Genomic DNA, 21,854 nt, shown 5'->3' with positions numbered 1-21,854 from the left:
GCGGGCCATCCGATCGGATGGCCCGCCCTCTGTATGACTCTCTTCATCTGCTGTGGAGCTAAGGAGATTTGAACTCCTGACCCCCTGCATGCCATGCAGGTGCTCTACCAACTGAGCTATAGCCCCTTGCGTGTCCGCTGGTTGACCCGGCGGCGACGCCAACATTACACGGTCCTCCCGGTGCACCACCAAATCGTTTACGGGTGCCCCGGGTCAGGACGTGGCGAACGAATAGAACCGTTTGAGTGTGCAGTGCTCGTCGAGGAGGCGACCGTAGATCGGCTCACCCTCCAGCTCTCGGTACGTCTCGATCGGGTCGCCTTTTATGATCAGCGCCCGCGCGCATTCCTCGCACCAGTACTGGTAGTCGTGGTTGAGCGGTTCCATGTCGCGGACGATGGGCGTACCACTGCCGCACCAATCGCACTTCCGCCTGTGTGCACCCATCGCTCAGCTCCAAATGTGGCCGCAGGCCGTGCACACGTAGGAGATCCCGCCGTTGTCGCCGAGAACTTGGGCGACGTGGGCCGATCCGCAGGAAGGGCAGTCGAGGCGGGTGATCCGGTCGCGTGTCACCTCAGCGTCGGGATGGTCGTCGACCTCCCCGAGGATGCTCGCAGGCATCGCCAACTCCCTCCCGTCGGGCCGCGCCCCCTTCCGGCCGTTTGATTCTGCCACGGCCGGACCAATACGGTCAGCGACGCCTGCGTACCAGTCCGGACACGGCGGCCGCGATACCCGTCACGGCCAGCGCGAACGTACAACGAGGGGCGCCTCCCAAGAGGTATACGCCTCCCAGGCCCAAGTGACTCAAGCGATTCAAGAAGAGTGTGCCGATCGGCACGAAAAATCCCGCTCCCCCTGTGGGGAACGGGATCCTCACGCCGTAGCGCCTGTGTTCTGTGTGGAGCTAAGGAGATTTGAACTCCTGACCCCCTGCATGCCATGCAGGTGCTCTACCAACTGAGCTATAGCCCCTCGCGTTCACCCGCCGGGCGGGCTGAACAAGAGGAACTTTAGCTTGTGGCCTGCCGGAAAGTGAAATCCGGGTCCACGCGTCCGCGGGCACGGGTCTACGAGCCCCTGGAGCCGAGGCCCACCGCCGCCGGTCTCCGCGTCGGTCGCCGTCTGACGGGGTCAGTCGTCGTCTCCCAGGACCGGCTCGGGCAGCGTGCCCGCGTTGTGTTCCAGCAGGCGCCAGCCGCGGGCGCCCTCGCCGAGGACGGACCAGCAGCAGTTGGAGAGGCCGCCGAGGCTTTCCCAGTGGTGCGAGTCGAGGCCGAGGAGGCGGCCGATGGTGGTGCGGATGGTGCCGCCGTGGCTGACCACCACGAGCGTGCCTTCGTCGGGGAGCTTCTCGGCGTGCCGGAGCACCACGGGGGCGGCGCGGTCGGCGACCTCGGTCTCCAGTTCGCCACCGCCACGGCGGACCGGCTGACCGCGCTTCCACGCCGCGTACTCGTCGCCGTAACGCGCGATTATCTCCTCGTGCGTCAGGCCCTGCCAGACGCCCGCGTACGTCTCGCGCAGGCCCTCGTCGTGGGTGACGTCGAGGGTGGTGAGGGCGGCCAGCTCGGCGGCCGTGTCGGCGGCTCGCTTCAGGTCCGAGGCGACGATCGCGTCCGGCTTGAGGGAGGCGAGCAGCCGGGCAGCGCGGCGGGCCTGCTCGAGGCCGGCCTCGGTGAGCTCGACGTCGGTCGTGCCTTGGAAGCGGCGCTCCACGTTCCACGAGGTCTGTCCGTGGCGCCACAGGATGACGCGGCGGCCCCGGCCGGCCTTGCCGGACTCGGACAGCGGCCTGCCGTCCGCGGCCCCCGTTCCCGCGCTCAACGCAGCTCACCGCCCAGTCCGGCGTCCTCGGCTTCCTGGAGCTTGGCGTGCTCGGCGGCCTTGCCGCGGGTGGCCTTGGCGTCGGCGGGCAGCTCAAGCTCCGGGCAGTCCTTCCAGAGCCGCTCCAGGGCGTAGAAGACGCGCTCCTCGCTGTGCTGGACGTGCACCACGATGTCGACGTAGTCGAGCAGCACCCAGCGGGCCTCGCGGTCGCCCTCACGGCGCACCGGCTTGGCGTCGAGTTCCTTGTTCAGCCGCTCCTCGATCTCGTCGACGATCGACTTGACCTGGCGGTCGTTGGGAGCGGAGGCCAGCAGGAAGGCGTCCGTGATCGACAGCACGTCGCTGACGTCGTACGCGATGATGTCGTGCGCGAGCTTGTCGGCGGCCGCCTGCGCGGCGGTGTTGATGAGCTCGAGAGAGCGGTCAGTGGCGGTCACTACCAAGGCTTTCCGTCGGCGGTCAGTTGTCCCCAAGGGGTTACCCCAAGGGTCTCACGGACCGCCGACACCGCCCCACGATTAGCCCGCCCATGGCATTGGCCGCCGAGGCGCCCACTTCCTCAGCCCGCCGAGGCGCCCACCTCGTAGTCCTGTCCGAGCACCACCGACACATCCGCGTTCGAGGCGCCCTTGGCCTTCTTCACGGAGCTGGTCGGCAGGCCCAGCGTTTTGGCGACCTCCACCGCGTCCGCCTTCTTCGCGGCGTCGGCGTACGTGATCTGGGATGCCGTCTGGGCGGTATCGGTCCTGCCCGCGTCCACGAAGGCGTAGCCGCCGTTGAGCAGGACGACGCGGGCCTGCTCGGTGGCGTCCTTCTTGCCGGTGGCGTTCCTGATGCCGACCTGGACGGCCGCGCCCTGCTCCGGGCTCTTCGCGGCCCCGCCGAGTACGTCCTTGACCACGCTGTCGCTCGCCTTCGTGCTCAGCCTGCCGTCCGACTGGACCGGCAGCAGCACGGACTTGTAGTCGCCGCCCTTGGCGTGGTCCGCGAGCTTGGCGAGGAAGGTGCCCAGGTCCTTGTCGGTCAAGGGGGGCTCGATGATCTGCGCGAGCGTCTGCACGGTGGTCGTCGCGGCCTGCGGATCCGACGACACCTTGCGCAGCACGCCCTGCATGACCTGCCCGAACCGCTCGAGCTGCGCGTTCTGCGCCTCCCCGGAGCCACGGTAGGTGGCGTACGCGACGGCCATCTTGCCGCTGAGCGTCTGGTCCTCGCCCTTGTTGACGAGGGGTGCCTCGCCCTTCCGCTTGGCATCCGGGTCAGGCACGTTCGCGTTGGTGTCGATGTCGATGTTGCCGACGAGGTCGACGAGGTTGCTGAGGTAGGGGGTGTCCAGGCGCCAGGTGCCCTCGATCTTCGTGCCGAGCACGGTGTCGATCGCGTCACGCGTCCCGGAGGTGCCGTCGTCGTCCACGGACTTGGCGAGCGTGGTCGTGGTGCCGTTGTCGTCCGCCACGGCAAGGGAGTTGGGGACCAGGACGGTGGTGCCCTGCTTGGTGGTGGTGTTGTTGACGAGCAGCGCCGTCGCGGTGCCGCCGCCCTTGGTGTTGTGCAGGTGGACGACGATCACATCGCGGTTCTGGGCCCCCGCTGCCGTCGCGGTGCCGGTCTTCGCGTCCGACGACGTGCCGGGCAGCTTCCCCGCGTACCAGAGGTAGCCGACACCGCCGACCGCGACCAGGGCGAACACCACGACCAGGGCGACGACGCGGCCACGGGCCCGGCGGCGGGCCTCCTCGCGCCGTTCGGTGCGGTTCTCGGTGAACTTCAGCCAGTCGATGACGTCTTCGGAGTCGTCGGTCGGCTCCTCGACGAAGGTGAACTGCTCGGTGCGGTAGTCACGGTCGTCCCGCTGCCCGTCCGCCGACTCCTCGGCCTCCGCCCGCTCGGCGGGCCCTGCCTGCTGGGGGATGTAGGCGGTCTGCTCGGCGACGCGCGGCTGCTGACCGCTGGCCGCGGGCTGCCCGTAGGGGTCGTACGAGTTTGGGGCTGCCGGAGCGGTCTCCTGAGCAGTCGTGCCGTAGGGGTCGTACGAGCCCTGCGCGCCGTATGTCCCGTACGAGGCGCCCGGCTGCTGATGGCCGTTGCCGGTGTCGTAGGACGGCGTCTGCTGCTGACCGTGCGCGTACGGGTCGTACCCGTAGCCCTGCTGCCCCTGTTGTTGCGCACCGTAGGCGTCGTACCCATACGGCGTCTGGGAAGGCGATGGCACCTGCCGGTACACAGGCTGCCCGAACTCGTCGTAGCCGACGAGTTCGTAACTCTGATCACCTTGGTAACTCTGGTCGCCCCCGTACCCAGCGTCGTATCGGTCGTTCACCGGCGCCCCTCTCGGTTCACTCGCCTCACTCGCCGCGGTACAGCTCACGCTTGTCGATGTAACGCACCACACCGTCCGGCACCAGATACCAGACCGGGTCACCCTTGGCGACCCTCGCTCGGCAGTCCGTGGACGAGATGGCGAGCGCGGGGACCTCGACGAGCGAGACACCGCCCTCCGGGAGGCCCGGGTCGGTCAGCGCATGACCGGGCCGGGTGACCCCGATGAAGTGCGCGAGGGAGAACAGCTCTTCGGCATCGCGCCAGGTGAGGATCTGGGAGAGCGCGTCGGCGCCGGTGATGAAGAAGAGGTCCGTATCGGGATTGAGCGCCCGCAGATCGCGCAGCGTGTCCGTGGTGTAGGTCGGGCCGCCGCGGTCGATGTCGATACGGCTCACCGAGAACTGCGGGTTCTCGGCGGTCGCGATGACCGTCATCAGATAGCGGTCCTCGGCCGGGGAGACCTTGCGGTCGGTCTTCTGCCACGGTTGCCCAGTCGGCACGAACACCACCTCGTCGAGGTGGAACTGCGCGGCGACCTCACTGGCCGCGACGAGGTGGCCGTGGTGGATCGGGTCGAACGTTCCGCCCATGACGCCGAGGCGGCGCTTGCCCGGGTTCGACGGGCCGGGGGCCGGGCTGTTCTCCCGGCCCACCGACGGACCGCTTGGCATGTCCTGCTCTCCCATGCGTGCAGACCCTACCGGCCCGGTCCCTGAGCCCCGCCCGGCGGGCGTCAGCGGTCCCGGTTGAAGCGGGTGGTGATCCACAGCAGCAGAAGGAGGACGAAGAGCGCGCCGCCGCCGGTCAGGTAGGGGTTGAGGCTCTCGTGGTTGCCGCTGTGCTCTCCGCCCTCGGAGGCGAGGGTGGCCAACTGGGCAGCGGTGCTGTGGAAGCTCATCTTCGGCAGGACCTATCCGGTGAGGGCGGGATACAGACGTACAGACGTAGGGCCATCGTAAGCGGGCGCCGTCGCGCGGATCACGCCGACTCCGTCACGCACGCTCTCCGCCGTGTGCATCGCGCCGCTCAGCCATAGCCGGGAATGCCGCTTTCAGGCGCCGCCGGGAACTTCGGGCGGGGCTCAGTCGTCCCGCTTGTAGCCACGCAGCAGGAACCAGGCAACCAAAACGCAGCCGACGACCATCACTATCAACACGACACGGAGCAGAATTCCCGGTCCCTGCTGCTCGGCGGCGCTCGCTGCTTCGGCGAGCCAGGCTTGGGGGTGGTGCTCCATGACGTGCGACTCCTTCGCTGTACTGCACGTCCACGGTATATCCGCCTAGGCTGTACCCCGCCTCGGGGGCACAGGAGGCAACCAGACGCATGGGGGACCACATGCCAGAAGAAAGCCACGAGAACGTACCGAGCAGGCAGCGCAGGCGCTTCGAGGGGATCTCCTCCCGGGCGTACGAGCACCCCGCGGACCGCTCGGCCCTGGTCGCCCTGCGCAAGCTCAGCGGCTTCGACACGGTGTTCAAGGCGCTCAGCGGACTGCTCCCCGAGCGCAGCCTGAGGCTGCTGTTCCTGTCCGATTCCGTACGGGTCTCGGACGCCCAGTTCGCCCACCTGAACGACATGCTGCGGGACGCCTGTTACATCCTGGACCTGGAGAAGGTCCCGCCGATGTACGTCAACCAGGACCCGCAGCCGAACGCGATGTGCATCGGCCTGGACGAGCCGATCATCGTCGTCACCACCGGACTCGTCGAACTGCTCGACGAGGAGGAGATGCGGGCGGTCGTCGGCCACGAGGTCGGCCACGCCCTGTCCGGCCACTCCGTCTACCGCACGATCCTGCTCTTCCTCACCAGCCTCGCGCTCCGCGTCGCGTGGATCCCGCTGGGCAACATCGCGATCATGGCGATCGTGACCGCCCTGCGCGAGTGGTTCCGCAAGTCCGAGCTGTCCGCGGACCGCGCCGGGCTGCTGGTCGGCCAGGACCTGAAGGCCTCGATGCGCGGCCTGATGAAGATCGCGGGCGGCAACCACCTGCACGAGATGAACGTGGACGCGTTCCTCGCCCAGGCCGAGGAGTACGAGGCCGGGGGCGACCTCCGCGACTCCGTACTCAAGATCCTGAACGTCCTGCCCCGCTCCCACCCCTTCACCACGGTGCGCGCCGCCGAGCTGAAGAAGTGGGCCGAGTCCCGCGACTACCAGCGGATCATGGACGGCCACTACCCGCGCCGCGACGAGGACGGCGACACCAAGGTCACGGACTCCTTCCGCGAGTCCGCCTCCGCCTACGCCACCCACGTACGCAGCTCCAAGGACCCGCTGATGAAGCTGGTCACGGACATCGCAGGCGGGGCGGGCGACATCGGCGGCCGGGTCCGGCGCGGTTTCGGGGGCTTCGCGAGCGGCTCGAGCACGAGCACGAGCTCAACCAAGGAACGGCCGCAGGACGACCGCCCCGACGACGAGAGCCCCAACGGCAGCGCCAGCTGAACAGCAGCACGAAGAAGGCCGACGACTACACCCTGGGCTGGGCGCTGGCCGACAGCGACCCGCACAGCGCCGTGGCACCGCCCGTCGCGAACGGGTCGGTGCCGGCCGGTCCGCCCGCCTTGGCCGTCTGCCCCGCGAGCAGCGGTCGCAGATGGCTCGTCGCATCCTCAGTGCAGGTGAGCGGCCCGGCCTGGACGTACGAGCCCACCAGCTCCGCCTGGCGCATCCGCAGATCATCGCGGTCGAACCGGAAATGCAGCTCGCGCCGCACGGTGAACAGCGAGGCCTTCGCACCGTCCTCCGAGCCCGTCGGCCGCAGCGCGTAGACGAAGGTGTGGTCGGCCGTCACCTCAAGGGTGTCGGCATCGGTCTCGGCCGCCTGCAGCGTGCCCTGCACCCGGATCTGGGGGTCGGCCAGCTGGGCGTGGGAAGGGTCGAAGCGGACCAGCCAGCCGGTGGGCGCGTGCCGCCCGTCCGCGGTCGGATGGTCGAAGCTCTGGTCGAACTGGTCGAGCTGCTGCGGATCGAGCAGAATCCGTACGGGCCTGGTGGCGCCGCCGGTGAGCACGTCCGGGTCGAGCGCCGACTCGACGAGGTAGTCCTTGGCCGTGGTGAGCGCGGTGACGACCTGGCTGTCCGAGAAGTGGGCGGTGCGCCGGGTGGCGGGCATCGTGATCCCGTCGGCGCCGATACGGAACTGATCGGCCGGACTGCGCGCGTACAGCAGCCCGGTGTCCGCGGTACCGGGCACCGCGCCCTGCGGCGCGAGGGGGATGACCGTCATCCGCAGCGGCTCGGGCGGCTTCGCGGCGGGCGCCTGATACGGGTGCCGTACGCCCATGTAGATCGCCGTGCCGAAGGCGACGGCGATCAGCAGAACCAGGATCAGCGCCTGCCGGGACAGACCACGGCGCATCGGCGGGCGGCGGCGCACGGCCGGGGCATGGTCGGCGATCCGTTCCTGCGCGGAGAACTCCTGGAGACGGGCAGCTCGCACGAACGACTCGTCGAAGACGACGGATCGGTACTCTTCCTCACCGCCACCGGAAGCCCCGTCGGGTGGTCCCTCCGGTGGGTCTCCTAGCCCGCCCATACATTCAGAGTAGGTCTCTGGAACCTCACGTAAACGCCGCCGTACGCGACAAGTTCACGGCGTACGCGGTTCCGCGGGGACGGGTGGCTGGGAGTAGTCGGCGGAGGCCGAAGGGCGCGTTCCGCTGCTCTGTTCGACGCCGGTGGAGGCGGGCGGCGGCACCTGGGGCTGGCGGCCCGAGGAGCCGCCGCGGTAGACCGCCGTGAAGGCGAGCGCGACCATGCCGACGCCCATCACCACGGCGAGGATCCAGGCGACGGGGCGGTGCCAGCGGGTCTGTTTTCCGTACGACCCGGAGTGACCGTAGCGACCGTCGTAGTAGTCGCGGTCGTCGAGATCGTCCAGGTCCGGATCGTGGCCGAAATCATGGCGGCCGTCGGGTCCGAAGTCGTCGTACCGCTCGTCGTCACCGCGTGGGCCCCGGCTGCGCCCCCGGCGCGCCTCGGCCTCGGAGGCCTCTGCGCGGGCCTGCGCGGCGGCGAGGAGGCGTTCGACGGCCGTCGGCTCATGGACCCTGGCCGCCCGCACGAAGGCCTCGTCGAAGACCACGGAGGCGAACTCTTCGTCCGAGCCTCCGCGGTCGCGGTCGTCGTCGGGCTCCCAGCCGTCAGGAAACGGCGTGCCCCCCACGTCCTCCGGCACGGAACCAGAGTAGACCTGGGGGTTCAATTTGGGCAGACGGTATGGAGATTCATCCACCTGGCGAGACAGCTTCTTCGGGGGCCTGCTCAGCGCCGGATGTGCCCGTCGCCCGTGACGATGTACTTCGTGCTCGTCAGCTCCGGCAGGCCCATCGGGCCCCGCGCGTGCAGCTTCTGGGTCGAGATGCCGATCTCGGCGCCGAAGCCGAACTGGCCGCCGTCCGTGAAGCGCGTCGACGCGTTCACGGCGACCGTCGTGGAATCGACCAGTTGGGTGAAGCGGCGGGCGGCCGGCTGGGAGCTGGTGACGATGGCCTCGGTGTGGCCGGAACTCCACAGCCGGATGTGCGCCACGGCCTTGTCGAGCGAGTCCACGACGGCGGCGGCGATGTCGTACGAGAGGTACTCGGTGTCCCAGTCGTCGGTCGTGGCCTCGACGACGGTGGCCTTCGAGCCCTTCGCGTACGCCAGCACCCGCTCGTCGGCGTGCACGGTGACCCCGGCCTCGGCGAGGGCGTCCAGGGCGCGCGGCAGGAACTCGGCGGCGATGTCCTGGTGCACGAGGAGCGTCTCGGCGGCGTTGCACACGCTGGGCCGCTGAGCCTTGGAATTGATCAGGATCTCGATCGCCATGTCGAGGTCGGCGTTGGCGTCCACGTACACATGGCAGTTTCCGGTGCCGGTCTCGATGACCGGGACGGTCGATTCCTGCACGACGGTACGGATCAGGGAGGCGCCGCCGCGCGGGATGAGTACGTCGACGAGGCCACGGGCGCGCATCAACTCCCGTACGGATTCGCGGCTTTCGCCCGGTACGAGCTGGACGGCGTCGGCGGGCAGTCCCGAGCCGCCGACCGCGTCGCGCAGCACGCGGACCAGGGCGGTGTTGGACTCGAACGCGGAGGACGAGCCGCGCAGCAGGACCGCGTTGCCGGACTTCAGGCAGAGCGCGGCGGCGTCGACCGTGACGTTCGGGCGGGCTTCGTAGATGATCCCGACGACGCCGAGCGGAACGCGGACCTGCCGCAGGTCGATGCCGTTCGGGAGGGTCGAGCCGCGGACGACCTCGCCGACCGGGTCGGGCAGCGCCACCACGTCGCGTACGTCGGAGGCGATGGCGCGGATCCGCTCGGGCGTGAGCGTGAGCCGGTCGATGATGGACTCGCTGGTGCCGGCCTCGCGGGCGCGCTCGACGTCCTTGGCGTTGGCCTCGACGATTTCGCTCGCACGGACCTCCAGGGCGTCCGCGATCGCGAGCAGCGCGTCGTCCTTCTCGGCCCGCGGCAGCGGAGCGAGGTCGGCGGCGGCAGCCTTGGCGCGGTAGGCGGCCTGGGTGACCGGGGACATCGAGTCGTACGGCGAGAGCGTGGTCATGAGGGAAGCGTAATGCTCGCCGCAGGGGCGTCCAGGGCTTGTTCCAGAACCCGAGACAAGGCGCTCCTGGAAGGCTGGTCCGCAAACTGCGGGTCCGTCGTGGCTGGTCGCTCCCCCACTCTCGGCTGCTCCCCCACTCTCGGCTTCGCTCGAGCGGGGGGACCCCCATGAGCGGGGGGACCGCCATCGCGGCGGAGCCGCAAATTGATACAGCCCCGCGCCCCTGACGGGGCGCGGTGACGCAGCGGACTTCGATAAGTCCGCTCAGAACGGGTGGACGCCTACGGGGGTCGCAGGCTGCGGGCCGTAGCCCTCGGCGATGCGCTGGTGGTAGGTCTCGCGGTCGATGACCTCGAGGCCGACGATCTCCCAGGGCGGGAGTTTCGCGGTCTGGCGGTGCTCGCCCCACAGGCGCAGCGCGACGGCCGCGGCGTCGTGCAGGTCGCGGGCCTCTTCCCAGTAGCGGATCTCCGCGTGGTCGCCGGCGTACCGGCTGGTCAGCAGAAAGGGGTGGTCGTGGGCGAGCTGCTCGAGCGAGCGCCGGACGTCGTTCAGCGGGGCCTCGTCGCCCGAGACGCTCAGAGTGACGTGCCACAGCCGCGGCAGATCCTTCGGTTCCTCACCCTGGTACGTGTCTCCGGCCGCGACGCTGGTGAGGGTCCGCTCCTCACCGGCCGCGCGGGAGCTGCCACCACCGCGGGACGCCGCCCCGGGGCGTACTCGTCTCACGACGGCCTCCTTTACGCAGTGGGTTCGCAATGGGTTATGGATTACTGCAGCACGGAATCTCGAGGGCTCCTTGAATCAAAGTTGAGCAGGCGGGGCGGCTTCGTGGGGCGGTTTTACCGAACGTAGCCCTGCGGGGGCTGTCCCTTTCGGCCGTTTACGCGTGCAGCAGGACCAGATCGTCCCTGTGTACGACCTCCCGTTCGTACGCGGGACCCAGCTCACTGGCCAGCTCTCGGGTGGAGCGGCCGAGCAGCTGCGGTATCTCCTTGGCGTCGAAGTTGACGAGCCCGCGCGCCACCGCCCGGCCCGTGCTGTCGCGCAGCTCGACGGGATCGCCGGCGGTGAACTCGCCCTCGACCGCCGCGATGCCCGCGGGCAGCAGCGACTTACGGCGCTCGACGACCGCGCGCACGGCCCCGTCGTCGAGCGTGAGCGCGCCCTGCGGGGTGGACGCGTGCTGGAGCCACAACAGCCGGTCGGCGGAGCGGCGGCCTGTGGCGTGGAAGTGCGTACCGGTGTCCCGCCCCGCGAGGGCGTCGGCGGCGTGCACGGCGGCGGTGAGGACGACCGAGATGCCCGCCGCCGCCGCGATCCTGGCCGCCTCGACCTTGGTGACCATGCCGCCGGTACCGACGCCGGCCCGGCCCGCGCTGCCGATCTCGACGTGCGCGAGGTCCGCAGGAGTGCGTACCTCCGCGATCCGCGTCGTACCCGGCCTGGTGGGGTCGCCGTCGTAGACGCCGTCCACGTCGGAGAGGAGGACCAGCAGGTCGGCGCGTACGAGATGGGCGACGAGGGCGGCGAGCCGGTCGTTGTCGCCGAAGCGGATCTCGTCCGTGGCGACCGTGTCGTTCTCGTTGACGATCGGCAGGGCGCCCATGGCGAGGAGCTTGTCGAAGGTGCGCTGGGCGTTGCGGTGGTGGGCGCGGCGACTCATGTCGTCGCTGGTGAGCAGGACTTGGCCGACGCGGACGCCGTAGCGCGCGAAAGAGGCGGTGTAGCGGGCGACGAGCAGCCCCTGCCCGACACTGGCGGCGGCCTGCTGGCGGGCCAGGTCCTTGGGACGGCGGCGCAGGCCCAGCGGGGCAAGGCCGGCGGCGATGGCACCCGAGGATACGAGGACGATCTCCTTCTCGCCTCCGCTGCGCCCCTTGGCCAGTACGTCCACCAGGGCGTCCACCCGGTCCGCGTCGAGGCCTCCCGACGCGGTGGTCAGGGACGAGGAACCCACCTTGACGACGATCCTGCGGGCGTCCGCGATGCCGTGTCTGGTGTGTGCCTGTCCTGCCGTCGCCTGCCTTGCCGCTGACACGCTTTCCCCAATGTTCTGACCAGCCCCGTCCGTGCAATCTACGCGATTACGGGCAGGGGGCGCCGCCGCGTTCCGAGGGGCGGACGTGCGGCCGGTGCACAGCGGCCGGCGCCGCGTGCGTGACGTACGCCCCAGAAGTTCACCGTGGTTTCATCCGATATCCAGCGATAGCTCCTTGGGAAGATTGCTTGGCGGGCCGCCCAAGTCATACGGTCAGGGATCGGCCTCGTAGTGTTCGGCCGACCGAACCCGTTGCTTGCCCTCATCCGCCGTACCCTCCGCAGGAGCCCAGCCCGTGCCTTCCGCAGGCCTCTTCCCCCGCCGCGTCACGCAGCTCGCCGCGCTGCTGTCGATGTTCGCGCTCTTCGCGGCCCAGATCGTCTCCGCGCTGCTGCCGAACGTCCCGGTGTTCATCGCCGTGAGCGCCGCGGGCCTCGCGCTCGACGTCTATCTGCAGTACCGCGACCCCGGGCTGCTCGCGCTGCTGGGCAAGGTCCGCTTCGACGCGACGGTCCGTCAGTTGCTGCGCGACATGCTGGTCCTGGTGGGGCTCCTGCGGATCGACGGCATCGACGCGGGCAGCGAGCAGGCACCGCTCCTGGTCGCCGTGTGCGCCTTCTACGCCCTGCACTTCGCCTGCCAGGCCGCCGCGGTCCTGGTCCGCCGCACCCGTACGCTGCCGATCGTCACCCGCAACATCGACGCGTCCGCCCTGCATCTGACCGCCGCACCGCCGCGCATCCTGGCCCGCCGTCAGGGCCACCGGCTGCTCACCTTCTCCATTCCGACGACGGCCGGCCTGCTGCTCACGGCGGCGACCACGGACGGGTACTGGGGCGCCATCGGTGTCGTCGCCTCCCTCGCACTGATCGGCGGCGGCACGGCGTACCTCGCCACCTGGCTGCTCCCCAAGAAGCGCGCCAAGAGCGAGCAGCAGGTCATGAACTGGCTTGACAAGTGGCTGGCCGACTACCAGCCGACGGTCGGCATGTACTTCTCCGGCGGCGCGACCTCCGCGTACCAGGCGAACATGTGGCTCTCGACGCTCTCCTCGATCGACGCCAGGCCGCTGATCGTGCTGCGCGAGCGGTTCATGGTGCAGAAGATCGACGCGACGGACGTGCCGATCATCTGCTTCCCGAAGGTGTCGACGATGTTCTCGCTGGAGAACTCGACGCTGAAGATGATGCTGCACCCGGCCAACGCCGCGAAGACCTCGCAGGTGCTGCGCATCCCCACCATCAAGCACGCGTTCATCAACCACGGCGAGAGCGACAAGCTGTCCTCCTGCAACCCGTACGCGAAGGCGTACGACGAGGTGTGGGTGGCCGGGCCCGCGGCCCGCGAGCGGTACGCGCTGGCCGAGGTCGGCGTCGAGGACAAGGACATCGTGGAGGTGGGCCGCCCGCAGCTCGCGCCGATCCGCCCGTACGCGGGCCCGCCGACCGGCCCGTACACGACCGTGCTGTACGCGCCCACCTGGGAGGGCTGGGACGGGAACCCCGGCAACACCTCGGTGGTGCTGGCCGGCGAGAACATCGTGCGGCATCTGCTCGCGGACGAGGGCGTACGGCTCCTCTACAAGCCGCACCCGCTGACGGGTTCCGTCGATCCGCGTGCGAGCGCGGCCAACGAGCGCATCATGGCGATGATCCGCGAGGCCGACACCAAGCGGTCGGGTCCCCGGCCGGATGCGGAAGCCGCGGCCGAACTGGTGCGCCGTACGGCCGAGTTGGACCAGCTGACGAAGACGTCCTTCCGTGCCGGTGCGGACGAGATGGAGCGCATGCTGCTCCAGGGGACGCCGCGCGGTGACCGCGAGGCGGCGATCGCCGAGGCCACGCTGGCCTGGGAGAAGGCGTACTGGGCCTCCTTCCCGGAGTGGGAGCACCAGATCATCACGGACGCGCGGCCCGCGATCTTCGCCTGCTTCAACCAGGCGGACCTGTTGATCAGTGATGTGTCGTCGGTTGTCTCCGACTGGCTCTCGAGCGAGAAGCCGTACGCGGTGGCCAACACGTCCGGGATGCCCGAGGCGGACTTCCGCACGGGCTTCCCCACGGTGTCCGCGGGCGTCATCCTGACGCCCGCGGCGGACGGCGTCCCGGCGCTGTTGGAGTCGGTACGCCATCCCGAGAAGGACCTCTTTACGGCGGCCCGCGCCGAGTTGAAGGTGCACCTGCTGGGGCCGTCGGACCCGCCGTCGTTGGCGCGCTTCAACGCCGCGATCTCCGCGCTGTGCGCGGCGGCTGATGAGCGCCGCGTCCGCATGGAGACGCGGCTGTCGTCGGAGCTTCCGTCGCCGCGGGAGGAGGCGGCCGAGGAGACGGCGCAGGATCCGCATGAGGCCGAGGAGACGGCGGTCGGCTAGGCAGGTTGGGTTCGTTTTCGACTGCGGGTGCGTTGTGGTTGCTCGCGGGGTGCCTCCGGCGGTTGGGCGGGTGCGGGTTGAGTGTGGCTGGTCGCGCAATTCCCCGCGGGGTGCCTCCGGCGGTTGGGCGGCTGCGGGTTGAGTGTGGCTGGTCGCGCAGTTCCCCGCGGGATGCCTCCGGCGGTAGGGCGGGTGCGGGTTGAGTGTGGCTGGTCGCGCAGTTCCCCGCGCCCCTGAGGTGGTCGGTGGGTGCGGGGCCGCGGTCCGGTGCGTCAGCCCGTCGCCAACAGGGCATACGACCCCGTGCTTCCACAGGGTTCTGCTGTGCCCAGACCGAAGCTAAGCGACGGGCATACGACGCACCGGCCCACGTCCCCTCCCGCCGGAGGGAAGCCTGCGGGTAGTTGGGGGTCCGGGCTTTCCGCGCGGGCGGGTTCGGGGCGCGGGCCCCTTCCGGGGCGCGGGCCATTTCGGTTCGCTTGCTCTTCCGGGAGCGGGCTTTTCGGTTCGCTTGCTCGTCGGGGTGCGGGCAGTCGCAGGTTTTTCAGGGGCGCGGGGAACTGCGCGACCAGCCACAACGCACCCGCACCCGCGACACGACATGTCACCCCCCACCCCGGTAGGCACCCCACCCACCCGCGGCAGGCTCCCCGCCCACCCCAAGAACCCACCCATCCACCCGCCGAAGGCGCCCCACCCACCCCGCCGGAGGCAGGGGGCCTGGGAGCGGACCCCCCCCCCACGCGGCGGAGCCGCAAATTGTTTCAGCCGGGAAGGGGCGGGGCTGGGGAAAGGAAAGCCTAGAACGGCTCGAAGTCGTCGTACTCGCGCTCCGCCTCGTCCCGCTCAGCCTGCTTCTCGCGGCGACGCGTAACCGCCGGGCGGGGCGCCTCGAAGCGATGGTCCTCGCCACGGCGGCCGAGCATCTCCGCGCCGGCCATGACCGTGGGCTCCCAGTCGAAGACGACGGCGTTCTCCTCGGGGCCGATGGCGACGCCGTCGCCCGTGCGGGCGCCCGCCTTCATCAGCTCGTCCTCGACGCCGAGACGGTTGAGGCGGTCGGCGAGGTAGCCGACGGCCTCGTCGTTGCTGAAGTCGGTCTGGCGGACCCAGCGTTCGGGCTTCTCGCCGCGTACGCGGAACAGCCCGTCCTCCTCGCGCACAACCGTGAAGCCCGCGTCATCCACCGCCTTCGGACGGATGACGATCCGAGTCGCCTCCTCCTGCGGCTTCGCCGCACGGGCCTTCGCCACCAGGTCGGCAAGGGCGTACGACAGCTCCTTGAGGCCGATGTGCGCGACCGCCGACGCCTCGAAGACCCGGTAGCCCCGCGCCTCGAGATCAGGGCGGACCATCTCGGCGAGATCCTTGCCGTCGGGGACGTCGATCTTGTTGAGGAGGACGATGCGCGGACGGTCGTCGAGGCCGCCGTACTGCTTCAGCTCCTCCTCGATCAGGTCGAGGTCGGAGACGGGGTCACGGTCAGATTCGAGCGTGGCCGTGTCGAGTACGTGGACCATGACCGAGCACCGCTCGACATGGCGCAGGAACTCCAGGCCCAGCCCCTTGCCCTGGCTCGCCCCGGGAATCAGGCCGGGCACGTCCGCGATCGTGTAGACCGTGGCGCCCGCCGTCACCACCCCAAGGTTGGGGACGAGCGTCGTGAACGGATAGTCCGCGATCTTCGGCTTGGCGGCGGACAGGGCGGAGATCAGGGAGGACTTGCCCGCACTGGGGTAGCCGACGAGCGCCACGTCCGCGACCGTCTTCAGCTCCAGGACGATGTCCTGCATGTCACCGGGCACGCCAAGGAGCGCGAACCCGGGCGCCTTGCGCCGGGCCGAGGCCAGCGCCGCGTTCCCGAGACCGCCGCGACCGCCCTGCGCGGCCACGTACGCCGTGCCGTGCCCGACCAGGTCCGCGAGCACGTTGCCCGCCTTGTCCAGCACGACCGTGCCGTTCGGCACCGGCAGGATCAGGTCCTGGCCGTCCTTGCCGGAACGGTTGCCGCCCTCACCGGGCTTGCCGTTGGTGGCCTTGCGGTGCGGGGAGTGGTGGTAGTCGAGGAGCGTCGTGACGGACTGGTCGACGACCAGGATCACATCGCCGCCGCGGCCGCCGTTGCCGCCGTCGGGCCCGCCCAGCGGCTTGAACTTCTCGCGATGGACGGAGGCACAGCCGTGGCCTCCGCTACCCGCGGCGACATGCAGCTCGACGCGGTCCACGAAGGTGGTCATGGGATGTGCCTCCAGTTACGTACGGAAATCTCTGCGTTCTCTGGCACAGAAATCTCCGCTGAGAAGTCTGCGCTCAGGTGAAACACGCGAAAGGCGGACCCGCTTCCCGTACGGGAAGTGAGGTCCGCCTCGCGAAAGATCCGGTCAGGCGACCGGAACGATGTTCACGACCTTGCGGCCGCGGCGCGTACCGAACTCGACCGCACCGGCGTCAAGGGCGAACAGCGTGTCGTCCTTGCCGCGGCCGACGCCGCTGCCGGGGTGGAAGTGGGTGCCGCGCTGGCGGACCAGGATCTCACCGGCGTTGACGACCTGACCGCCGAAGCGCTTCACGCCGAGCCGCTGAGCGTTGGAGTCGCGACCGTTCCGGGTGGACGATGCGCCCTTCTTGTGTGCCATCTCTCCTCAGTCCCTTACTTCGCAGCCGCGGGGATCTCAGTGACCTTGATCGCCGTGTACTGCTGGCGGTGGCCCTGACGACGGCGGTAGCCGGTCTTGTTCTTGTAGCGAAGGATGTCGATCTTCGCGCCCTTGTGGTGGTCCACGACCTCGGCCTGGACCTTGATGCCGGCGAGCACCCACGGGTCGCTGGTGACGGCGTCACCGTCGACAACGAGCAGAGTCGAGAGCTCGACCGTGTCGCCGACCTGGGCAGTGGAAATCTTGTCAACCTCAACGATGTCGCCGACAGCAACCTTGTGCTGGCGACCACCGCTGCGCACGATGGCGTACACGCGGATCTCTCTCTCGCTCGATTCGGAATCCCCGCAGTCCAGCCGCCGACAGAAGCAGACGGCCTCTCCCGGGGCGCGAGCCACCGGGAGGAAAGAGGTTTACGGGAATGCGGCGGGTCTGTGGACACGCCGAGGGTCAAGGTTACGGGGCCCTGACCAGCGGGGTCAAACCGGGTCCTGGGCCGCCCATGGCGCACTCGGTCGGTTGACCGGCTTCGGGTACGCCGACGCCCTCTGACCGGCGGGTTCTCCGCCGGTCAGAGGGCGTCGGGCGACGATCCAGACGGTTCTCAGTCCTCGTCGGTGGCGGCCGTGACGGTGGACGACGACGGCGTCTGCTCCGCCGCCGCGGTCTTCTTCGTCGCGGCCTTCTTGGTGGTCGCCTTCTTCGCGGTCGCCTTTTTGGCCGTGGCCTTCTTGGCGGCCGTCTTCTTGACCGCCGTCTTCTTGGTAGCGGCCTTCTTCGCGGTCGCCTTCTTGGCCGTCTTACGGGCCGCCCTCTTGGCCGGTGCCTCGTCGGCGTCCTCGGCTTCCGCGACCGAAGCCTCTGCAGGCTCGTCCGCCGAGGCCGACGGGACGACCACGACGGCCGTCTCCTCCGACGCGGTGGGCGCGGTCGCCATCCGGACCGCCCGGCGGCGCGGGCGGGCCGGAGCCGCGCTCTCGGCGGCGGGCTCGGGCTGCGGCTCGGCGACCGGCTCGGGCTCGGCGGCGGGTGCGGCGGCCGACTCGGTGACCGTCACCACGACCTCCTCGGCCGCCTTCGGCGAGCCGGCCGGCGCGGAGACCTTGCGGGTCGCCCGTCGACGCGTACGCCCCTTGGGCGCGGCCTCCTCGGCGGTCGAGGCCTCGACGACCGGGTCCTCGGCGGCCATCGGCTCCGCGTGTGCGACGGCGGCCGGCTCCGGCTGTACGGGACGGTCGGCCTCGTCCTCGGCGGTCACGGACTGCGCCGTCGGCACCTCGGGCTGGGCCCTGCGCTCGGGCCTACGGGACTCGGGGCGCGGGGCGCCCGCCGGAGCCGACGCGCGCCGGCTGGCCCGCCGCCGCGAACGGCCACCGCGGGTGGCCGCGGCCTCCGCCTCGGCCGCGCTGCTGTACAGGTCCTCGTCCGGTACGAAGGCGGGCTCGGCCAACGCGACCGGCTCGGCAACCTCGGCGGCGATCTCGGCCTCGGTCTCGGCCTCCTCCTCGGCGGTCTCGACAGCCTCCAGAGCCGGAGCGGGGAGCGGCTCGGCACCGGCCCGCGCACGCTTCTTGCGCTTGCCGCCGCCTCCAGCGGCGGTCGGCTGCTCCATGTGCACGATGACGCCACGACCGTTGCAGTGGACGCAGGTCTCGGAGAACGACTCGAGCAGACCCTGGCCCACGCGCTTCCGCGTCATCTGGACAAGGCCCAGCGAGGTCACCTCGGCGACCTGGTGCTTCGTACGGTCGCGTCCCAGGCACTCGAGGAGGCGCCGCAGCACCAGATCCCGGTTGGACTCCAGGACCATGTCGATGAAGTCGATGACGACGATGCCGCCCAGGTCGCGCAGCCGCAGCTGGCGCACGATCTCCTCGGCCGCCTCCAGGTTGTTCCTGGTCACGGTCTCTTCGAGGTTGCCGCCCTGACCGGTGAACTTGCCGGTGTTGACGTCGATCACGATCATCGCTTCGGTCTTGTCGATCACCAGCGAACCGCCGCTCGGCAGCCAGACCTTGCGGTCCAGCGCCTTGGCAAGCTGCTCGTCGATCCGGTACGACGCGAAGACGTCGACCTCGCTCGTCCACTTCTGCAGACGTTCGGCCAGGTCGGGGGCGACATGGGAGACGTATCCGTGGATGGTCTCCCAGGCCTCGCCGCCGCTGACGATGACCTTGGTGAAGTCCTCGTTGAAGATGTCGCGTACGACGCGGACGGTCATGTCCGGCTCGCCGTACAGCAGGCTCGGGGCGTTGCCACCACCCTTCGCCTTCTTCTGGATGTCCTCCCACTGCGCCTGCAGCCGCTCGACGTCTCGGCGCAGCTCATCCTCGCTCGCGCCCTCGGCGGCGGTGCGCACGATGACGCCCGCGTCCTCGGGGACGATCTTCTTGAGGATGGTCTTCAGGCGGGCCCGCTCGGTGTCGGGCAGCTTGCGGCTGATACCGGTCATCGACCCCTCGGGGACGTAGACCAGATAGCGGCCCGGCAGCGACACCTGGCTGGTCAGACGCGCGCCCTTGTGCCCCATCGGGTCCTTCGTGACCTGCACGAGGACCGACTGGCCGGACTTGAGGGCGGTCTCGATACGCCGCGGGCCGTTGGCCATGCCCAGCGCCTCGAAGTTGACCTCACCGGCGTACAGGACGGCGTTGCGCCCCTTACCGATGTCGATGAACGCGGCCTCCATCGACGGCAGTACGTTCTGGACCTTGCCGAGGTAGACGTTGCCGACGTACGAAGTCGACTGCTCCTTGTTGACGTAGTGCTCGACGAGCACGTTGTCCTCGAGTACGCCGATCTGCGTACGGTCACCGTTCTGCCGGACCACCATCACACGCTCGACAGCCTCGCGGCGGGCCAGGAACTCGGCCTCGGTGATGATCGGCACCCTGCGGCGGCCCTGCTCGCGGCCTTCGCGGCGGCGCTGCTTCTTGGCCTCCAGCCGGGTCGAGCCCTTGATGGACTGCACCTCGTCGGACGGCTCGGCCTTCGGGCGGGGCTCGCGGACCTTGACGACCGTACGCTCCGGGTCTCCGTCGCTCGGCTCGGCCTCGACGGGCGCGTCACCGGCGCGACGCCTGCGGCGACGGCGGCGACGGCTGCTGCTCGAACCGCCGGACTCCTCCCGCTCCTCGCGCTGCTCCTGAGCGTCCTCTTCGGCCTGCTCGTCGGTGTCCTCGGCATCCTGGGAAGCCTGCTCGGCGGCGGTCTCCTCGCTCTCCGAGGCCTCGCCCTCCGGCTCGGCGTTCTCGCCCCGGCGACGCCTGCGGCCACCGCGACGGCGCCGACGACGCGAGCCGGTCTCCTCGGTCTCGTCGCCCTCGTCCTCAGCGGACTCCTCGGCCTCGGGGGCCTCCGCGGGCTCCTCGGCCGCGCCCCTGCGGCGACGGCGCCGACGCGGACCGGTCTCCTCCTCGACGGGCTCCGGGGCCGCCGCCGTCTCGGCGACGTCCTCGTCTTCGTCCTCCTCGGCCTCAGCAGCGGCGGCGGCCGCCGCGCGCTCCGGCGTCTGGAACATCGGCTCGGTGAACACGGGCGCCTGGAAGACGGCGACCGCGGGCCGCGCGGGCGGCTGCGCGGACTCGCCGTCCTCGGCGGCCTTGGGCGCGGGCTCGGCGAAACCGGCAGCGGCGGTCTTACGGGTGGCACGACGCCGCGTACGACGCGGGGTGTCGCCCTCCGGCTCGGGGGTGGTCTGGTCGGTCTCGGCAGCGGCCACAGAGGCCTCCCTGCGCTCGTCACGGACAGCGGCCTCAGCGGCGGACTCCACCTCGGCGCCCTCGGGCACCCCGGCAGGCGCGACAGCACGACGCGTCGCACGCCGGCGCCCACGGCGCGGGGCACTGTCCTCGGTCTCGGTGGTCAGCTCCGGCTCGACTACGGCGGCGGGCTCGGGGGTGGTCTGGGGGGTTTCGGTGGCGGGCGCGGGGGTGAGGGCCGCGGTGTCAGCTGCGCTGTCTGCGGGCTCGGGCGCACCGGCGGGAGCGGAGGCACGACGCGACGCGCGCCGGCGCGTACGCCCGGCGGGCGCGGCCTCGTCGACGACAGGCTCCCCGTCAGTGGTTTCGGTGGCTTCGGGGGCGATCTCGGCGGAGGCCGCTACCTCGGCGGCGGGCTCCGCAACAGCCGGGGTCGAGGCCGGGGCCTCGGCAGACTCAGGCGCAGCGGCCGGTGCGGTGACACGACGCGTGGCGCGACGGCGCGTACGCCCGGCAGGCGCGGCCTCGTCGACAGCAGGCGCCGCATCGGCAGTCGCGGAGGCGGCCGTCTCGGCAGCGGGCTCCTCGACAGCCGGGCCCTCGGCGGCGACAGCGCTAGTCTCGGGCACCCCAATTCCGTCACCGGCCCCGGAGGCAGATGCGGTCACCACAGCCTCCGGCGCACCAGCGGGAGCGGAAACACGACGCGTCGCGCGGCGACGCGTACCCCCGGCGGGCTCCTCCACCGCAGGAGAGCCGACAGCGGCCTCAGGCTCAGCGTCGGCAGCCGTGGAGGCGGCCGTCTCGGCAGCGGGCTCCTCGACAGCAACAGCGTCTGACTCGGGCGCCGCAAGTCCGTCACCCGCCCCGGAGGCAGATGCGGTCACCACAGCCTCCGACGCCTCGGCGGCCTCGGGCACACCAGCGGGAGCGGAGACGCGACGAGTGGCGCGGCGGCGCGTACGCCCGGCGGGCTCCTCCACCGTGGGGGAGGCCGCAGCGGCCTCGGCAGGCGCGGACTCCTCCGCACCCGGAGCGCCGGCGGCCGCTGCGACTGCCGTCTCGTGGGCGGCAACCGCCCCCGGCGCCACAACCGTCTCCTGCGCGGCCACCTTCTCGGCGGCGGCCGTCTCTTCGGCAGCCTCCGTCTCGGCGGTCGCCGCGAGATCGGCGGAGCTCACCGGTGGTATGGCCGGTGCCGTGGTCTCGGCCACAGCCGAGGACTCGGTCGTCTCCGCGGGCGGGCCCGCGGGACGGGACGCGGCGCGTCGGCGCCGGCGCGGCGGCAAGGTGTCGCTGGGGGTGCTGTTCTCGGGACCCTCAGCGGGTTCGTTCGGCTCGAGCATGCGGGTGGATCTCCCGTCAGGCTC

Annotated in this window: 19 protein-coding genes and 2 tRNA genes; 2 read left to right on the top strand and 19 right to left on the bottom strand. The window is 70.5% G+C overall.

Features of this window, described 5'->3' with window-relative positions:
- Positions 1 to 53 precede the first annotated feature (53 nt).
- The 10 genes from OHT21_RS31395 to OHT21_RS31350 all read right to left on the bottom strand — a co-directional run bounded on the left by OHT21_RS31395 (position 54) and on the right by OHT21_RS31350 (position 5,392).
- Positions 54 to 126, bottom strand: a tRNA-Ala gene (locus OHT21_RS31395).
- 87 nt (positions 127 to 213) lie between these two features.
- A complete protein-coding gene (locus OHT21_RS31390) occupies positions 214 to 447 on the bottom strand; it encodes a hypothetical protein (protein WP_328771636.1) in 234 nt (77 codons plus the stop codon).
- 3 nt (positions 448 to 450) lie between these two features.
- Positions 451 to 624, bottom strand: coding sequence for a hypothetical protein (locus tag OHT21_RS31385; protein WP_328771635.1), 174 nt, complete (start codon positions 622 to 624; stop codon positions 451 to 453).
- Positions 625 to 905: 281 nt separating this feature from the next.
- Positions 906 to 978 (bottom strand) — tRNA-Ala (locus OHT21_RS31380).
- A gap of 159 nt (positions 979 to 1,137) precedes the next feature.
- The gene (locus OHT21_RS31375; protein WP_328771634.1) at positions 1,138 to 1,830 is read right to left on the bottom strand and encodes a histidine phosphatase family protein; all 693 of its coding nucleotides are present in this window, start codon (positions 1,828 to 1,830) and stop codon (positions 1,138 to 1,140) included.
- Positions 1,827 to 2,270, bottom strand: coding sequence for a ribosome silencing factor (gene rsfS / locus OHT21_RS31370; RefSeq protein ID WP_328771633.1), 444 nt, complete (start codon positions 2,268 to 2,270; stop codon positions 1,827 to 1,829). Before rsfS ends, OHT21_RS31375 begins: the two co-directional genes overlap by 4 nt.
- Positions 2,271 to 2,392: 122 nt before the next feature.
- On the bottom strand, positions 2,393 to 4,153 hold the full coding sequence (locus OHT21_RS31365) for an LCP family protein (protein ID WP_328771632.1): 1,761 nt from the start codon (positions 4,151 to 4,153) through the stop codon (positions 2,393 to 2,395).
- A gap of 25 nt (positions 4,154 to 4,178) precedes the next feature.
- On the bottom strand, positions 4,179 to 4,841 hold the full coding sequence (nadD, locus tag OHT21_RS31360) for a nicotinate-nucleotide adenylyltransferase (protein ID WP_328771631.1): 663 nt from the start codon (positions 4,839 to 4,841) through the stop codon (positions 4,179 to 4,181).
- Between the two features lie 47 nt (positions 4,842 to 4,888).
- Positions 4,889 to 5,053: a hypothetical protein gene (locus tag OHT21_RS31355; RefSeq protein WP_328771630.1), complete on the bottom strand. Its 165-nt coding sequence runs from the start codon at positions 5,051 to 5,053 to the stop codon at positions 4,889 to 4,891.
- A gap of 183 nt (positions 5,054 to 5,236) precedes the next feature.
- A complete protein-coding gene (locus OHT21_RS31350) occupies positions 5,237 to 5,392 on the bottom strand; it encodes a hypothetical protein (protein ID WP_328771629.1) in 156 nt (51 codons plus the stop codon).
- Positions 5,393 to 5,493: 101 nt separating this feature from the next.
- Here OHT21_RS31350 and OHT21_RS31345 point away from each other — a divergent pair, with 101 nt between their 5' ends.
- Positions 5,494 to 6,606, top strand: coding sequence for a M48 family metallopeptidase (locus OHT21_RS31345; RefSeq protein ID WP_443050457.1), 1,113 nt, complete (start codon positions 5,494 to 5,496; stop codon positions 6,604 to 6,606).
- A 25-nt stretch (positions 6,607 to 6,631) separates the two neighbouring features.
- On the opposite strand, the gene OHT21_RS31340 is transcribed toward OHT21_RS31345, so the two are convergent.
- From OHT21_RS31340 to proB, 5 genes are all read right to left on the bottom strand, one after another.
- Complete coding sequence (locus tag OHT21_RS31340; RefSeq protein ID WP_328771627.1) at positions 6,632 to 7,699, bottom strand: SCO2583 family membrane protein; 1,068 nt, start codon at positions 7,697 to 7,699, stop codon at positions 6,632 to 6,634.
- A gap of 54 nt (positions 7,700 to 7,753) precedes the next feature.
- On the bottom strand, positions 7,754 to 8,341 hold the full coding sequence (locus tag OHT21_RS31335) for an SCO2584 family spore wall biosynthesis protein (RefSeq protein ID WP_443050456.1): 588 nt from the start codon (positions 8,339 to 8,341) through the stop codon (positions 7,754 to 7,756).
- A gap of 86 nt (positions 8,342 to 8,427) precedes the next feature.
- The gene (locus OHT21_RS31330) at positions 8,428 to 9,714 is read right to left on the bottom strand and encodes a glutamate-5-semialdehyde dehydrogenase (protein WP_328771625.1); all 1,287 of its coding nucleotides are present in this window, start codon (positions 9,712 to 9,714) and stop codon (positions 8,428 to 8,430) included.
- A gap of 264 nt (positions 9,715 to 9,978) precedes the next feature.
- Entirely contained in the window at positions 9,979 to 10,443 is a 465-nt protein-coding gene (locus OHT21_RS31325) for a hypothetical protein (protein WP_328771624.1), read from the bottom strand.
- A 154-nt stretch (positions 10,444 to 10,597) separates the two neighbouring features.
- Positions 10,598 to 11,704 (bottom strand): glutamate 5-kinase, encoded by a 1,107-nt coding sequence (gene proB / locus OHT21_RS31320; RefSeq protein ID WP_328774292.1) that lies wholly within the window; start codon positions 11,702 to 11,704, stop codon positions 10,598 to 10,600.
- Positions 11,705 to 12,050: 346 nt separating this feature from the next.
- Here proB and OHT21_RS31315 point away from each other — a divergent pair, with 346 nt between their 5' ends.
- Entirely contained in the window at positions 12,051 to 14,126 is a 2,076-nt protein-coding gene (locus tag OHT21_RS31315; protein ID WP_328771623.1) for a hypothetical protein, read from the top strand.
- A gap of 800 nt (positions 14,127 to 14,926) precedes the next feature.
- Here the strand turns inward: OHT21_RS31315 and obgE are convergent.
- The 4 genes from obgE to OHT21_RS31295 form a co-directional block, all read right to left on the bottom strand.
- Positions 14,927 to 16,363: a GTPase ObgE gene (obgE, locus tag OHT21_RS31310; RefSeq protein ID WP_328771622.1), complete on the bottom strand. Its 1,437-nt coding sequence runs from the start codon at positions 16,361 to 16,363 to the stop codon at positions 14,927 to 14,929.
- 144 nt (positions 16,364 to 16,507) lie between these two features.
- Positions 16,508 to 16,762 carry a 50S ribosomal protein L27 gene (gene rpmA / locus OHT21_RS31305; RefSeq protein WP_033328070.1) on the bottom strand — a complete coding sequence of 85 codons (255 nt, stop codon included), beginning with the start codon at positions 16,760 to 16,762 and terminating at the stop codon, positions 16,508 to 16,510.
- A 14-nt stretch (positions 16,763 to 16,776) separates the two neighbouring features.
- Positions 16,777 to 17,097 carry a 50S ribosomal protein L21 gene (gene rplU, locus OHT21_RS31300; protein ID WP_328771621.1) on the bottom strand — a complete coding sequence of 107 codons (321 nt, stop codon included), beginning with the start codon at positions 17,095 to 17,097 and terminating at the stop codon, positions 16,777 to 16,779.
- Between the two features lie 290 nt (positions 17,098 to 17,387).
- A complete protein-coding gene (locus OHT21_RS31295) occupies positions 17,388 to 21,830 on the bottom strand; it encodes an Rne/Rng family ribonuclease (protein ID WP_328771620.1) in 4,443 nt (1,480 codons plus the stop codon).
- Between the last annotated feature and the right edge of the window lie 24 nt (positions 21,831 to 21,854).

The sequence above is a fragment of the Streptomyces sp. NBC_00286 genome (genome assembly GCF_036173125.1).
GTDB lineage: Bacteria > Actinomycetota > Actinomycetes > Streptomycetales > Streptomycetaceae > Streptomyces.
Note: the sequence above shows the minus strand (reverse complement) of the source record. Positions and strands in the feature narration are given on the sequence as shown.